The following is a 15677-nucleotide window of genomic DNA, read 5'->3' on the forward strand; positions in this document are numbered from 1 at the left end:
GCTAGATAAGTGGGCGCAGTGTCGTTTTATTTATAGGTATATTGTGATGTTGCGTAATTTTTTTCTAATAATTGGTTCTCTCTTTTTTTGCATAGTATTAAGTAGCTGTTCTAAGCCTGAAGCTAATCAAGCGAAGAAGAAAAAAGAGCATCTGGTCCAAATCGTTGCTGCATCAAAAGTTAGTACCTCTATAGAGAGAGAACGAACAGGTACATTACGAGCCCACCAAGATATACACATTTATAGCCAAGAAGAGGGCAGTATTACGTTTTTACCTTTTTATGAAGGTGATCGGGTAAAGGCCGGGGATATGGTTGCACGTCTTGATGATCGTTTGTTAAAAGCACAGTTCAAACGCGCACAAGCCTTACGCAGTAAAGCGGAAAAGGATTTAAAGCGTATCCGTGGCTTAGCGAAGCGTAAATTAGCGGCGGAAATAGAATTAACTCGGGTTGAAACTGAATTGGCAGTTGCTCAAGCAGACGAGCAGCTTTTAGCGACTCGGTTAGATTACACACAAATAAGAGCACCGATTGATGGGGTCATTAGTGAGCGTTTAACCGAGCAAGGAAACATAGTTGAAAGCTATAGCCATTTGTTAACGATCTCCGATCAAAGCTCATTGATTACTGAGTTAAATGTATCGGCCTTGTTGATTAATAAACTGCATTTAGGTGATGCGGTTTCTATGACTATCGATGCACTTGCTGGTGGCCAAGATTTAGCAGAACCTTTTGTTAAAGGAAAAATAACCCGTATCTATCCAACACTTAATCCGGTTACGCGTACCGGAATCGTAGAAATTGCATTGTCCCCTGTACCTAAAGGCGCTCTGCCTGGACAGTTGGCACGGGTTAAATTAAAAACTCAGGAAGCTATTCGTCTGTTGATTCCTTTCGCTGCGCTTAGACGTTCTTCGCAGGGGGAATATGTCTACATTATTGGTGATGATAATCGGGCGGAGATTCGACCGGTTGTGAGTGGATTGAAAATAGGCGAACAAATAGAGATTTTAAGAGGCCTTGAAGAGGGTGAAAGAATAGTAACTCGGGGCTATACGAATTTACGCAATGGTACGCAGGTCAAAGTTATTGCATCGAATACAGTGCCCGCAGAACTTAATAACAACCTTCGCATAGACTCTCCTAATGAATAACCATCGTAAAAGCATTGCCAGTTGGTCCATTCGGCATCCTGTTGGGGTGAGTATGATTGCTGCAGCTGTGATTGTCTTGGGATTATTTACACTTAGCCGTTTAGCTATCGATCTTTTACCTAATATTATTTATCCAGAAGTGCGTGTGCGCATTATCGATAGCGGTGTACCTGTCTCTGTGATGGAGGATAAAGTAACTCGTCAGCTTGAAGAGCAATTAGCAATTACAGAAGATGCAATTAGTGTTCAATCTAATACAACACGCGGGCTTGCAACGGTTGATTTGGCGTTTGATTACGGAAAAGATATTGATATTGCCCTACGTGATGCCAGTACACGATTAGACCGCGCAAAAAGATTTCTTCCTGATAGCATTGATCCTCCTATTATTTATAAGCTCGATCCGTCTCAAATTCCCGTTATGGAGTTTGTTATTAGTTCTCAATTCAGAAACGGGGTTGAGCTTCGCCGTTGGGTCGATGATGTATTTGCTAAATGGTTTTTGAATTTGCCGGGTGTTGCTGCTGCTGAGGTGGGTGGTGGACTCGAGAGAGAAATTCAGATTATTCCTGACCAAAGTCGCTTAGTGGGCTTAGGGCTGAGTTATCAAGATGTTATTAATACTTTGGAAAAATCTAATAGCGATGAGCCCATAGGGCGATTGCAGATGCCCGCCCATGAAATTACGGGCCGTATTAGTGGTCGCCTTAAAAGTGTGGAGGGGATCAGGCAACTTCCAGTGGCCCAGCATGCTGGGAACACCGTCTATCTTAGTGATGTTGCTGAGGTGCTTGATACCCATGAGGATGAGCGTATTAAAGTTCGTGCTAATGGTATTGGTGGCATCAAATTATCTATCCAGAAGCAGCCTACAGCTAACACCACGTCAGTAGTTAATGTAGTTCAAGAGCGATTGCGTTGGCTCAAAGAGCAGAAAATTTTACCTGAAGATGTCAGGGTAACTACTGTATCTGATCAGTCTGTTTATATTTATCAATCTTTACAAAATGCTAGTTTAGCGGCTATTAGTGGTGCTTTGTTGGCGATGTCGGTTGTGTATATCTTCCTAGGCAATTTACGTCGCACGCTGATTATTGGTAGCGCTATTCCTATTGCCATTATGTTTACCTGTGTCTTGATGGGGCTCGGTGGACTAACTTTAAACGTGATGACCTTAGGTGGTTTAGCGTTAGGCGTAGGGATGTTGGTAGACAATACGATTGTGATGTTGGAAAACATATATCGACATCAATGTGAGCACGAAAAGCCTGCGGATGCGGCCTCTGATGCGGCTACAGAGGTAAATGGGGCTATCATCGCCTCCACTTCTACTAACTTGTCTGCGGTATTACCTTTTCTATTTATTGGTGGGCTGACGGGCTTGTTGTTTCGGGAGCTGATTTTCACTATCTCTGCGGCCATTTTTGCCTCAATGATTATTGCGTTAACGCTAGTGCCAGCCTATGCCGCAAAAGTGACTAGCTTGAATACAAACTGGCTGCGTAAACAGGTGGATAAGGGGGTTAACCACTTGCAGGAGTTTTACGCGGTTATCATATCTAAAATACTTCAAGTGCGTTGGCTTACGGTGATTTTATTTGTCCTTGGTTTAGCGGCCAGTATTCCTATTTTTATGAGTGGTAAACAGATATTTTTACCACAGCTGGATGATGGACGTATTCGAGTGATTGTCTCTGCTGATATTGGTATTTCATTGGCCGAGATGGATGAGAAAGCGCATATCATTGAAAGTTTGTTTGCTAAACAACCAGAAATCGATACTGTTTTTACTTTAGTGGGTGGTTCCGTCGTTGGTCGAACGCAGAGGGAAACGCCTAGCCGTACCACCATCATTGCCCAGCTTAAACCTTTATCTGAGCGCTCAGTGAGTAGTCATGAGTGGATGGAGCGTATGAACAAGCAGATAAATAACCTTCAGTTGGCAGGTTTTAAGATTAATATGTCTCAACGAGGTATTCGAGGCATCAGAACAAATAGAGGCGATGATGACCTCAGTTTGAGAATACAAGGTAGTGATAATGAACAACTTAAGCTGATTGCTGATGAGATCAGCGCGAAAATGGCTAATATCCCAGGTTTGAGTAATATTGCCCATTCCGCCGAGGATGAGCAGTTTGAAATTGCCATTACTTTGGATCGAAAGCGGGCCGCACAATTAGGTTTAAATCTACAGGATCTTACTCAAGCCACACAAATTGCTTTGCAAGGTACTGTTGTGAGTGATTTTCTTGAGGGGGATCGATCCTACGATATCCGCCTCCGCTTAGCGCAAACAGAGATAATTTCTCCACAGGATTTAGAGTCTATTATTCTTTTTCCAGCATCGGATGAATCACCACCAGTTTACCTTGGTACGGTTGCGTCCATCGAATTGTTAGAAACACCCGCTACAATTAAACGTGATAACCAGATGCGTATTGTCGAGGTAACTGCATCGTTGACTGGTAATGCTACCTTAGGGGAGGCGGTTCAAGCCTTAGATCAATTAAGAGAGCAGATTGAAATACCAGCTGGATATACTTTGTATGATGGTGGTTCTAAACAAGCGTTAGCTGAACAGCAAGAACTAACAGATATTTTATTACTTTTGGCGCTCTTTTTAGTGTTTGTCGTGATGGCTATTCAGTATGAGTCACTAGTGAACCCATTAATTATTATTTTGAGTGTGCCATTTGCTTCTGTGGGGGTGGCGTTAGGTATTTATGCATTGGCTCTGCCGCTGTCTATGCCCGTTTGGCTCGGTATGATCATGTTAGTTGGTATTGTAGTGAATAATGCTATCTTAATGGTCGAGTATATCGAGTTGGAACGTGCGCGAGGTGCAGAGTTATCTGAATCGATTGTTACGGCTGCACGATTGCGTTTAAGGCCGATTTTAATGACGACATTAAGTACGGTTGTCGGCATGTTGCCTTTGGCCTTAGGTTGGGGTGATGGTGCTGAAATGTTACAGCCCTTGGCTGTGAGCGTTGTGTGGGGACTAAGCTTTTCTATGTTAGTGAGCCTAGTGCTCGTGCCTATTATGTATCATATTTTCCATTCTTTCCGGTTAAAACCATTACCGCTAGAAACACAAACACCGTTGTAATAAAAATGTGGGGGGTGATGCGCTTTTTTAGCTTCCCCACAAATCTATCTTAGTCTTCGCTTTCGATCACAACTTTGCCGAAATGTTTAGCTTGCGCCATCCATTCATAAGCATCGAGTGCCTGAGAGAATGGGAACTTTTTATCAATTTGAGGATGAATCTTATGGGTTTCCATAGCTGAGATAAGCTGTGTAAGCATCTCTGTGCTGCCAACAAAAATACCTTGAATCCGTAATAGGTTGAAAATAGTCATCAAACTAATAGAAGGGCTTTCAAGACCGGTAAGCATGCCTATTAGGGAGACCGTTCCATTGGGTTTTACGCAGGCTGAAGATTTTTCAAATGTACCTGCACCACCAACTTCAAGTACGTTATCTACACCTTCTCCGTTAGTGACTTTTAGTACTTCTTCTTCCCAATTTGGATGAGTTTTATAATTGATTGTGTGATCTGCGCCAAGTGTACGCAAGCTGTTCATCGCTGGAAGAGGTGATAATCGTCTTGGCACCAAGGGCCTTGGCAATTTGCAATCCAAAGATAGAAACGCCAGTACCCAAGAGTAGAACTGCATGGTTAGGCTTTAACTCACCAACAGAGACAAGTGAATGCCATGCAGTTGTTGCTGCGCAAGGTAGTGTTGCAGCTTCAGCATATGCGAGATAATCAGGAATTTTGACACTACAATCGGCTTTAAGGATAAAGTAGTCGGCAAGCACACCATTTATACTGCCGCCCATTGCAGAATTAAGTCCTGCATCATCAATTTTCCCCTCTTTCCAGGCTTGGAAAAAGTTGCCAATAACGCGATCACCTATTTGAAAGTTGGTGACAGACTTACCCACGCTAACATCTTCGCCTGTACCATCAAAATAGAGGGATGATTGGGCGTATGTCATTCCTTACATATCCACCCATGGTGATCAGTATGTCGCGATAGTTGAGTGGACAGGCTTTCATTTTTACCAAAATTTCATCAGCAGCTGGGGTAGGAATATCTATTACTACTTGTTGGAGCGCATTGATGCTATCAGCAGTTGTTACTTGATAAGCGCGCATTATTTTGTTCTCCGAACAAGGTGAGTAATTAGGCTTACATGGTAAAGCGTATGCCGCAACTCTTTGTCTAAGAATTGGTTCTATTTATCTAAGAGCTTGTTCTAAAGTAGGTTTTTGCAATGCTCTTTTATAGAACCTTAATCGACCAAATTTAACGTTCGTTCAATTTCATTGTCAAGAAATATGTCGAAGGTCGGATGGGTTATAAAAATACTAGGTAGATCTATCAGAAGGGAATAATGTTAAAGAAAAGTTATTTTTTTAAAAAAGGGGCTTGATTCGCAGATAAAAAATCCCTAAGATTCGCGTCCTCAGTGTGCCGGTATAGCTCAGTTGGTAGAGCAACTGACTTGTAATCAGTAGGTCCGGGGTTCGACTCCTCGTGCCGGCACCATTTTTTCCTTGTTCTAGGAAAGCTCTTCAATCACTTTATTACGTCCTTAAACTATATATATGTTTAGATTACCAGTTGTTTAGGCGTCTACTTGATTAAGTTCACTATCTGCACTGTTTTGATTAATCGCTCCGGCTTCTGCAGCATCTAAGCTAATGGTTTTATTTCGGTCGCTATTTTTTGCGGTATATAGCGCGACATCCGCTCGCTTTATAGAGTTTTTGATATCATCATGGCTAGGCTGATTTTATGCATCCAGCGATGATGATCGATCGGCCAAGGCTGTTTTGATCTCATTAGATAGCCGTTCAACATCTGCTTGATCACGGCGCTCTAGTAATGATGCGAACATTTGGTTTTCGCTCTGTTTTTTATTAAAACATACCCTACTCTAATGCTAGTTGGTATGAATGAGGCCGCCAATATATCCGTGTGATAATGTGATTGAGATCAGTAAGGGTTAAATCATTTTTTGGAAAGTGGCCCAAACTATGTCCGGCGTTAACGGAGCAAAAACGGCAGGTTCAGCTTTGTGTGTGTTGAGAGGATAATTTTTAGCTTCTAAGCATTGCTGATTTTTGCCGTAACCACCCACTAAACCGGGGTCGGTTGGGCCAAAAAGTATTAAGTTGGGTGTATCAAGCGCGGCAGCGAGGTGAGATAAGCCTGTATCTACTGAAACGCACCCTGTGGCACTAACAAGCACAGTTGCTACTTCTGACAGCGATAGTTTAGGGAGAACTTCTACGTGTGGTTGGTTGTGCGCTAAGCGCTCGGCACGCTCTTTCTCTGCTTCACTACCCCAAGGGAGTTTAATCTTCCAATCACTGGCTTTTTCGATGAGTGAGATCCAATACTCTTCAGGCCAATGCTTATCAAATCGAGTTGTACTGTGTTGGAATACTAGATAGGGCTCTGTCGGTGATGTTGGTACAAAATGTGGGCGAATGGAAAAATCACCTAGCTGCTTAGGTAGGGGGTAATTTAGAGCTTTGGCAAATAATTGACGTATACGCTCGACTGCATGTAGGTTTTTATCTACATAAATGGGGTTGTCGTAAAAGCGGGCAGCCAACGGTTCTTTAGCAGACTCTTTATCTAGGCCATAGCTGGGGCCGTGGGCAAGTTTAGAAACTAGAAGCGCGCTTTTTAATAGTCCTTGAGCATCAATAACAAAATCGTAATTTTGTGCCTGTAATTGAGCTTTATAAGCTGACCATTCACCCTTTTTTAAGGTTTGAATAATGCTTTTGCGCCACCGTCTAATCGCAACAGGAATGACGTTGTCCACTTGGGGATGCCAATGGGGGATCTCTTGAAACCCCTCCTCCACTACCCAATCAAAGCGAATATCAGGATAGGCAGCAGCGGCATCAGTTAATGCAGGAAGTGTATGGATGACATCGCCCATAGAGGAAGTTTTTACGATCAGTACTTTCATTATTTTAACCACTGTTGCAGTGCTGTATAAGCCATATCTGGGCGGATATCGATGAGGCTTTGATGGTAGCCTTGGTCTGCATCGCCTTTTCTTATTTTGTGAAAACCATCAATCAAGCGGATTATTTCTGCTTGTTGAGATAGCGGCGGGGTGAAGTCTGGGCTGGTGGGCCCATAAAGGGCTACTAGCGGTGTATTAACGGCTGCTGCAATATGCATTAGACCTGAATCGTTACTGACAGCTGCTTTACACTGCGAAATGAGGTCGATCGCTTGGGGCAAGCTGGTCTCTCCGGCTAGATTATGGCAGCTTGCTTGTTCGTTGCTTGTTAGCTGGTTCTGTATTTGTTGGCAGGTATCATGGTCTTTTGCTGAGCCAAATAACCAAATCTGATAGCCGTCGGCAATTAGTTTTTTCGCGAGTGACGCATAATGGTAATCGGGCCAACGTTTAGCCGGGCCAAATTCTGCACCTGGGCAGAAAGCAATGGCTTGATCGGTTGTAAGGCTGAACTGCTCTAAAGCTTTTATACGCTGTTTATCGTCTACGGTAAGGCGTGGATAGAGTATGTTATCTAATGCTAAGGCTGATGTTTCTGATGGTTGTGATAAAGCGACATAACGTTGGACCATCAAGGGAAATGCGTCTTTATCTAATACGCGTAGATCATTTAGCAATCCGTAGCGCATCTCCCCACGCCATCCTGTGCGTGTTGGGATCTTCGCAAACCAAGGGATTAATGCGGACTTTAAGGAGTTGGGCAGTATAAATGCTTGCTCATAGCCTGTTTGGGCGAGTTGTTTGCCAATTTTTTTCCTCAGTGACCATTGTAAACTAGCATGGCCTACCGGCATCTCAATTGCTTGATTGATCTCGGGCATTCTAGCTAAAACAGGACGGCACCAGTTAGGCGCTAATACATCGATTTCTCGTGCAGGGTTTTGTTGCTTTAGATGCTTGTAGAGTGATTGACTCATCAGCATATCGCCAACCCATGAAGGTCCGATAATCAGTATTTTCATTTGAAGCGACCTAGCATTTGATAAGTAAACGCAGCATTAGCAAACATAATCTAAGGCTCATTGTGGTTTGTTGGTTTTAGGCGATGATCAAAAATAGCTCGATATTCTGCGGCCATCTCTTTATAGGGAATGATGGTTTTTCCATCAGCCAGCGTAGCGCTTTGTCGATCAAAATCGATATAGATATAGCTGAGGTTCGGCATAATAAGAACTGCATTTGGCTCATTGTGGAGCGTTTTCATATAAGCGGATACAACACGTAGCCTTGTTGGGGCGATAGCCGTTCTCAAATCGATGCCGTTGATTTCTGATACAGGTTCAATCTGCATCAAATTAATAATAGTTGCAAAAATGTCCGCTTGGCTAACCGGCGCCGTTTCATTGATTCTCAGTGTTTCCAAGAATTCTGCCGGTGGGAATACCATTAGCGGGTTGTGTATAACGCCGGACCCATAGCCTGAGTTGAATGATGTTTTGTTTTGCGAGATATCTTGGCCATGATCGGAAGAATAGAATACCCAGGCATTTGGGTCTCGCTGCCTGATATTTTTGACCAATGTCTCAAGGTATAGGTCTGTGTATAACACAGTGTTGTCGTAGGCATTAATACCGTTAGGCTTCTCTTCTGGAAGGAATTTTTTGATCGACTCAGGCGAGTGGTTGCTATAGGGGTAATGACTACCGTTCATCTGCGCCACTAAAAGCATAGGTGCTTTTTGATGATCACCTAATGATGAGTCAAGGAAGGGAATAATACCTTCTTTAAGTACTTTCATATCATCCGCCCCTTCTGAGACGGAAACTGAGACGCTGAAGTCTGTACCTGGTTTGTAGAAATCTAAGTCTTGATCAACAAATATTTGATCTACATTTCGCCACTGAAAGTCTTGAGCCGTTATTAACGCCGTTCTGTATCCCGCCGCTTTGGCGTAATTGAAAATAGTGGGGCTACTATAGACGAGGCCGTGAGGATCGATTCCTTGTAAGCCTGTGAGCATATAAGGCACTGAGCTAAGTGTACGTGTGCCTATACTGACTGCATTGCGATACAACAGCATCTCGCCACGTTCCATCATCCCTTGTAATCTTGGTGTTGTTTGCCGTTCATATCCGGCAATACCTGTGTGATCTAGGGTAAGGGATTCACCAACTACAAAAACTATATTGGGTGCGTTACTGGCGGGTTCTTGAGCGGTTAACACTGGTTTGTCAGCTAACTTGCCTTCAAAGGCATTTCTTTCGATAAGGTTAGGAAACACGCCAGCGTAGGCGACTGAACTAAATTGATATTTGCTAATGCCATACCAGCTAAATGAGACAAGTAAAAAGAACAGTGATGCAACAATAAAGCTACCGCCTCTAACCCACCATTTAGGTTTGAGGTTTAAGCGGAAAAGTAACATTAAGAGCGGGAGCTCTATCGCAAGTAATAAGATCGGTTTGAATATAATGGCGTTATCAAGCCATAACTCTAAGGTCAGTAAGGGATCGGCAGCGACAAATCGTAGATCAAAGACCGTGACAAAATTTCGATAAATGGAAAAGTAAGATTGTTGGGCGATTTGGGTGCCCAAGATAAAAAATAGAAATATAGATCGAACCGGGCCGTTTTTACTTGGCGAGATGATCAGCATAAGGAGCAATAATGAGATTAGGCTGAAGCTATAATTAACCCAAAACCGTTTTCCCTCCCAATTTTCTATGAGCCAGTTTATATCGCGAACTAACAATAGATCACATAGCGCGAGACAAAGAAAAATAACTAGGAATGCACGTTTGGGTGCAGATCTTCCTAGGTTTACTAGCTTAATGAATAATTGTTCCATTGTTTCTCGATTAAAGGTTGTTTTTATTTATCTAAAAGCAACCGAGTAAAATAAGGTCTTGGCTCACGCTGATGGTGGCCTTGTTTGGTAAATTGGGCCAAAGAATCGATTATTTAAAGTTGAGAATCATACAATAATTAGCAAAAAACACCCAATTTCTATGCAAAAATAGGGCTAGAGCGTTTTTTTTATAGAAGAGGGCAAGTTAGCGACTGAGATAATTCCAATTTGTTCTATTGAGGATTAGAATGTCAGCCCTATTTACACTCATCATTTTTTCATCTCTGTCGCTTTGCCCCGTGTAAGGGGATTCATAGGCACAGCAGGTAATTACTTAAAGGAAGGTATCATGGCTACTGCATTTGGCTCCGTTTTTATGCCGGAAATGTCAATCACTTGGTTTGACGGTTCAAGCTGGAGTGCGGTCGAAATGGTCCCGAGTAATAGTATTCAGCTACACCCTGGTGCCCATGTTTTACATTATGCCAGCACCTGTTTTGAGGGGCTTAAGGCATTTCGACATGACGATGGCTCAGTTAAAGTATTCCGTATTGATCGCAATGTAGCTCGTTTGGCACAAAGTGCACGTTTATTGGCACTACCTGAATTAGATGAAAAATTTGTGACTGATATGATTTTGAACACGGTTAAACGTTTTGCGTCTGATGTGCCACAGCCTCCGGGTTCAATGTATATTCGTCCTACGTTGTTTGGTACTGAGCCCGCTGTAGGTAAAGCCGCCGCACCTTCTGAAACCGCTTGTTTTTACGTGTTGTTATCGCCGGTAGGGGATTATTTTGCGGGTGGTGATCGTGCGTTACGTATTTTGGTAGAAGATCAAGGTCTGCGCTGTGCACCTCATAATGGCATGATCAAAAGTGGTGGCAACTACGCGAGTGCGCTTTTACCCACCATGAAAGCTAAAGCGGAGCATAAGGTCGATCAGGTTTTATTCTGTCCAAATGGGGATGTTCAGGAAACCGGCGCGGCAAACTTCCTATTAATTGATGGTGATGAAGTGATCACCCGCTCCCTTGATGATAGTTTCTTGCACGGCGTTACTCGTGACAGCGTTTTAACGATTGCTCGCGATTTAGGTATGAAAGTTTCGGAGCGTACAATTACCGTTGATGAGATGCTTGAACGCATTAAAAAGCCGGGTTGTGAAGCTGCTTTGTCAGGCACTGCTGCTGTTCTAGCACCTGTTGGTACTATGGTTTACCAAGATAAAGAATACAAAGTAGGTAACGGTGGTATTGGTGAGACTACCGTTAAACTACGTACTGCTTTGAATGATATTCAGTGGGGAAAAGCTGAAGATAAGCATGGTTGGCTGACTGACGTTTAATTTAAACACCTTGTGTTTTGCAAAGGCGGACTTTTTAAAGTCCGCCTTTTTTATTATTTGTTGATCGCTTTTTGCCAAACCGTGGCGACCGCTTCCCTTAGGTCCTTCATCTCTGAAGCTGATATTGTATTTGTTAGGTCTTGCATTGATTGTGTATGGCCTACGGCACGATAAGCTTTATAGGCTTCTCGTAGTATTTCAGCCTCTTGCTTTTCCAGTAGGCCTACATTCTCAACGGCATCCAAAATTCGAATATTATCGGTAAACTGGTACAGTTCGGGGTATTGATTTGAGTAATTGAGTACGAGGTATTGTACTAGAAACTCAATATCTACAATGCCGCCTCGATCATGTTTTAAATGAAAAACTTGATTGCTTTCGCTCTCTTTGCTGCCTAAATGCTGACGCATTTTTTCACGCATCTCAGTGACATCATCTATCAACTGCTCGGTATTACGTTTTTTGCTGAGGATCTCGCCGCGAACCCGTTCAAAACGTGTTTGTAGTGCTTTATCACCAGCGACGACCCGCGCACGCACTAACGCTTGATGTTCCCATGTCCATGCTTCTTTCTGTTGGTATTCAGCAAAGGCTTTTAATGAGCTGACTAACAAACCTGAGTTACCGGAAGGACGGAGTCGCATATCCACTTCATATAACTGGCCTGAGGTAGTAAAGGTGTTGAGTATATGGATTATTTTTTGCCCTAAGCGGGTATAAAAAACGGCATTGGCGATCTGTTTCTCTCCATCAGTAAAGAGATTTGGGTCTGCATCATGGATAAAGACAAGGTCCAAATCGGATCCATAGGAGAGCTCTATACCACCCATTTTACCGTAGCCCAAAACGATAAAATCAGGGCTGCAGGGAACGCCAGCTGTTTTTTGTGGTAAACCGTGCTTTTCGGTCATGAGTCTCCAAGCGATATCAACAACCGCTTCGAGTATAACTTCAGCCGTCCAAGTTAAGTAATCACTTACTTTCATTAGAGGAAGAGCACCGGTTATCTCTGATGCCGCAACTTTTAAGACGTGGGCATTTTTGAAGTAACGTAACGCATCCATGAGTTGTTCGGTATCTTCTTCGGGTATACGTAATAGCTGCTGGCGTAGCTCACTATCTAACTGTTGCTTGTCAGGTGGAGCGTAAAGTGTGTTTTGATCGATCAGCTCATCCAGCAATATTGGGTGTGTTTTTAGCTTCTCTGAAAACCAGCTTGAGGCTGAGCAAAGCTTAACGAGTTGCTGTAGAGCGTTGGGGTTTTCAGCTAAAAGTACTAAGTAAGCGGAACGACGTAATATGGCTTGAATTAACTCAAAAACACGGCTTAATGTTTCAGTTGGATTGTTAGTTTTAGTCACTTCCTGAAAAAGAACTGGCAGCACTAAGAGTAAACGGTCTTGTGCTATTTTCTGGAGCATTTGTACTGTCTTTGATTGGCGTAGGCTATCAATAAGTGCCCATGCCTTTTCTGGGGTATCAAAACCTTGTTCTTTTAAAATAGCTTCTGCTTGAGTGTTTTCTAACTCGTCATTCCAGAGTGATAGCCATAATTGTTGATCGGTTAACGTTTGCTCTGGGTCTTCCTCTTCGCAAGGAGCGATCAGATCAGCAAAGTGCTTACGCACATTTTTTCGCTGTTCTTCGAGGCTGTTTGAAAAGTCGTCCCATCTGTTAAATCCCATGCTAAATGCAAGCCTGAGTTGTTCTATTTCTGTTGTAGGAAGCTCTGAGTTTGTTTGTCAGCAACCGCTTGAATAGCATGCTCTGTATTACGTAAAAACTCATAAGCTTGCATTAGTTCATCGGAAGCTACTTGAGGCATACCGACGGCTTCAGGAAGGAGAGGGAGAATGTTACATAACTCCCTTTGTTGTAGCCTTGAGTCTCTGCCGCCACGTAAAAGTTGGAATACTTGTGCGATAAATTCAACTTCCCGTATGCCGCCAGAACCGAGTTTAACGTTATTGTTTAACCCTTTGCGACGGACTTCACGATTGATCATATCCTTCATTTCCCTTAGGGAATCAAAGGCGCTGAAGTCTATATATTTGCGATAGACAAAGGGACGAAGAATCCCCATAAGTTCATAGCCTGCATCTTTGTCGCCAGCCATGACGCGAGCTTTAATCATGGCGTAGCGTTCCCACTCACGGCCATGCTCTTGATAATATCCTTCCATCGCATCAAAGCTAATAGCTAAAGGTCCCGCTGACCCGAAGGGGCGTAACCGCATATCGACACGAAAAACAAAGCCATCAATGGTTGTGTTATCGAGAGCTTGAATGAGCTTTTTGCCTAAGCGAATAAAGAAATCTTGGTTATCTAGGCATTTTTTACTGCCGTCGGTCTCGCCGTTTTCAGGATAGACAAAGATGAGATCTATATCAGAGGATAAATTCAGTTCGTTTGCGCCGAGTTTGCCCATACCCAGTACCACCATGCGTTGTGGCTTTTTGCTCTCGCGGCCTATAGGTTTTCCCCAGCGTTCACTGGCTTGTTGATAGAGCCAGTTCATCGTTTGCTCGACACAGGCGTCGGCTAACCAGGAGAGTTCGCGGGTGGTTGTGCGCATATCGCTGAAACGGTTTAAATCTCGCCAGATTAAGCGTACTTGTTCGCGTTGCCTAAAACAGCGTACGGTTTTATGTAGCTGTTCTTCAGTTTCTAATGGCGCAAAGAGTGATTTTAAACTGTTTTGATAGTGGTCATACTCATAAGTGGAATATAGATCGCCACTGGTGAGTAGTTCAGGAAGCATTTCAGGGTTACGACTCAGCTGTTCAGCAACAAATGTGCTACCCGTTAATGCTCGGGTTAAGTCATCGGCAAAGGATGTAGGGGATGACTTAATCTGCTCTAAGACAGGCGCAACTTGATCCCAGTTTTGTTGTAAGAGGGGGTGAAGCGCTTTGGGTAGTTGTTCCAGCTGCGGTTTCAGCATGAGTAATATGGCTCCTGAGAAGAATTCCTTAATCGTATCAGTGCTCGTTTGCCCAGTTCCTGATTGTGGTCAGGCACTGGGCGATGATTAAATACTTATTTATCAAATAGCGTTTGCTTCGCGAGCTGTTTATGGTTGTCATTCCAGCGGTTGCGCCAGGTTTTCTCGATTAGCTGCTCTGAAATTAATAGAGCAAGCACACCAGGCTCTGCTGTTTGTAATAGAACATTGATTCTGGCTGTAGCTTGTTCGGCCTGCTGTTTGAACCAGCGATTATCTTTATGTCCTGAGAGTAACGCTGTTCTACGCCATGCGTCTATATCTCTAAGTTGACGTATTAATTTTGTGAGTAGTTTATCTATTACCCCATCGGGTTCTGTAGGAATAATAGTGCTAAAACTTTCATAGCACGCACTTACATTTCTCAATGACTCGAGGGCAAGAGGTATGAATTTCCAGTTATTGGTAAAGTGCCAAGCTTCAAAGTAGCGAGGCCACAAGCTAAGTTCATTTTTTAGCAGTTGAATAAAGCCCTGTTCAAGGTTGGTGGTAGCATCAAGTTGTGCTGCCGTGCGATAGACCTCATAGTTTTCTGGTTGCAATAAGCGGTAGCCGCGCTCTGCTTTGCTTACATCACTAATATAGAGCGGAACATGTTTAGCTAACTTAAGAGCGAATTTTACTAACTCTGATCCATTACCTTCTAGTAATTCGAGCTCTAATTCACAGATTGTGTCTTCTTTACCAGCCGCAGTTACAGTGCCTTGATCTAATGCTATCTCTGCTTTTAATACCTCTCCTTGGCTATCTAAGCTATCTAAGATCCAAGTCGTACGTTGGAAGTCAGTTGTAAATACCGGCGCTATATTACTCTGTAGGGTTTTACTATCGAGCGCTTTTGGCCATTCAGCAGAAGCGAGTAATTGGAAATCTAATTCCGGTGAATTGAGCAGCCACTCCCACTCATTCCTGCTGTGCAAGCCCGCTTCAGAAGTGCCGCTACTTTTTAGCGTTTGAATCAGTTGCTCTCCTTTTTTACGAATACGTAAGGCAACCTTATGCTGTGTGAGCAGCTGGTCAGGGGTGTCATAGTAGGTGTTGCCCAATTGCTCCGTTTTTAGCTCTCGAATTTGTTGAGACCTAAACAGCGGTTGACGCTTTAGGGATTCAATATGGTGTGGGCTTAAGGTTAGTTTGAGTTCTACTTCAAGTGCCATCGTTTTATTCTCTATACTCTGGAGTCAGGGAATTTTTTATTTTTCTTATTATTTAAGTTCAGACTTCGGCATTAGATTAATATTAATGCGGGCGGTCTAATATGGTGCAGTTTACCTCAGCTGCAGCGGGAAAACCCTATCTAAACTGAACCGCTAGGCTTAAA

At 43.2% G+C, this 15677-nt stretch carries 10 protein-coding genes, 1 tRNA gene and 1 pseudogene; 4 read left to right on the forward strand and 8 right to left on the reverse strand.

The genetic code is table 11. The features are described from left to right. Nucleotides 1–46: 46 nt before the first annotated feature. Both ACOQOE_RS02085 and ACOQOE_RS02090 read left to right on the forward strand, forming a co-directional pair. The gene (locus tag ACOQOE_RS02085; RefSeq protein ID WP_067866766.1) at nucleotides 47–1156 is read left to right on the forward strand and encodes an efflux RND transporter periplasmic adaptor subunit; all 1110 of its coding nucleotides are present in this window, start codon (nucleotides 47–49) and stop codon (nucleotides 1154–1156) included. Beyond that, a complete protein-coding gene (locus ACOQOE_RS02090) occupies nucleotides 1149–4265 on the forward strand; it encodes an efflux RND transporter permease subunit (protein ID WP_420554793.1) in 3117 nt (1038 codons plus the stop codon). Before ACOQOE_RS02085 ends, ACOQOE_RS02090 begins: the two co-directional genes overlap by 8 nt. Nucleotides 4266–4314: 49 nt before the next feature. On the opposite strand, the gene ACOQOE_RS02095 is transcribed toward ACOQOE_RS02090, so the two are convergent. From ACOQOE_RS02095 to ACOQOE_RS02105, 3 genes are read right to left on the reverse strand one after another with little or no spacing between them, the layout of a single operon-like run. Further along, nucleotides 4315–4734 (reverse strand): zinc-binding dehydrogenase, encoded by a 420-nt coding sequence (locus ACOQOE_RS02095; RefSeq protein ID WP_420554794.1) that lies wholly within the window; start codon nucleotides 4732–4734, stop codon nucleotides 4315–4317. Further along, a complete protein-coding gene (locus ACOQOE_RS02100; protein WP_420554795.1) occupies nucleotides 4697–5161 on the reverse strand; it encodes an alcohol dehydrogenase catalytic domain-containing protein in 465 nt (154 codons plus the stop codon). Before ACOQOE_RS02100 ends, ACOQOE_RS02095 begins: the two co-directional genes overlap by 38 nt. Continuing rightward, on the reverse strand, nucleotides 5130–5321 hold the full coding sequence (locus ACOQOE_RS02105) for a hypothetical protein (RefSeq protein WP_420554796.1): 192 nt from the start codon (nucleotides 5319–5321) through the stop codon (nucleotides 5130–5132). Before ACOQOE_RS02105 ends, ACOQOE_RS02100 begins: the two co-directional genes overlap by 32 nt. A 318-nt stretch (nucleotides 5322–5639) precedes the next feature. Between ACOQOE_RS02105 and ACOQOE_RS02110 the strand changes: the two genes are divergently transcribed. Then, a tRNA-Thr gene (locus ACOQOE_RS02110) sits at nucleotides 5640–5715 on the forward strand. Between the two features lie 460 nt (nucleotides 5716–6175). Here the strand turns inward: ACOQOE_RS02110 and rfaC are convergent. Genes rfaC through ACOQOE_RS02125 form a run of 3 tightly spaced genes read right to left on the reverse strand, consistent with a single transcriptional unit; the run spans nucleotide 6176 to nucleotide 9812 of the window. Continuing rightward, a complete protein-coding gene (gene rfaC, locus ACOQOE_RS02115) occupies nucleotides 6176–7156 on the reverse strand; it encodes a lipopolysaccharide heptosyltransferase RfaC (RefSeq protein WP_420554797.1) in 981 nt (326 codons plus the stop codon). After that, nucleotides 7156–8178: a lipopolysaccharide heptosyltransferase II gene (waaF, locus tag ACOQOE_RS02120; RefSeq protein WP_420554798.1), complete on the reverse strand. Its 1023-nt coding sequence runs from the start codon at nucleotides 8176–8178 to the stop codon at nucleotides 7156–7158. Before waaF ends, rfaC begins: the two co-directional genes overlap by 1 nt. Nucleotides 8179–8228: 50 nt before the next feature. After that, entirely contained in the window at nucleotides 8229–9812 is a 1584-nt protein-coding gene (locus ACOQOE_RS02125; protein WP_420554799.1) for a phosphoethanolamine transferase, read from the reverse strand. Between the two features lie 541 nt (nucleotides 9813–10353). Here ACOQOE_RS02125 and ACOQOE_RS02130 point away from each other — a divergent pair. Then, nucleotides 10354–11352, forward strand: coding sequence for a branched-chain amino acid aminotransferase (locus ACOQOE_RS02130; RefSeq protein ID WP_067866752.1), 999 nt, complete (start codon nucleotides 10354–10356; stop codon nucleotides 11350–11352). 53 nt (nucleotides 11353–11405) lie between these two features. Here ACOQOE_RS02130 and glnE read toward each other — a convergent pair. Then, nucleotides 11406–14296: pseudogene (gene glnE / locus ACOQOE_RS02135) on the reverse strand (bifunctional [glutamate--ammonia ligase]-adenylyl-L-tyrosine phosphorylase/[glutamate--ammonia-ligase] adenylyltransferase). Between the two features lie 95 nt (nucleotides 14297–14391). Continuing rightward, complete coding sequence (locus ACOQOE_RS02140) at nucleotides 14392–15513, reverse strand: inorganic triphosphatase (RefSeq protein WP_420554800.1); 1122 nt, start codon at nucleotides 15511–15513, stop codon at nucleotides 14392–14394. Nucleotides 15514–15677: the final 164 nt, after the last annotated feature.

This window comes from Neptuniibacter marinus (genome assembly GCF_965223595.1).
Classification (GTDB): Bacteria; Pseudomonadota; Gammaproteobacteria; order Pseudomonadales; family Balneatricaceae; genus Neptuniibacter; species Neptuniibacter marinus.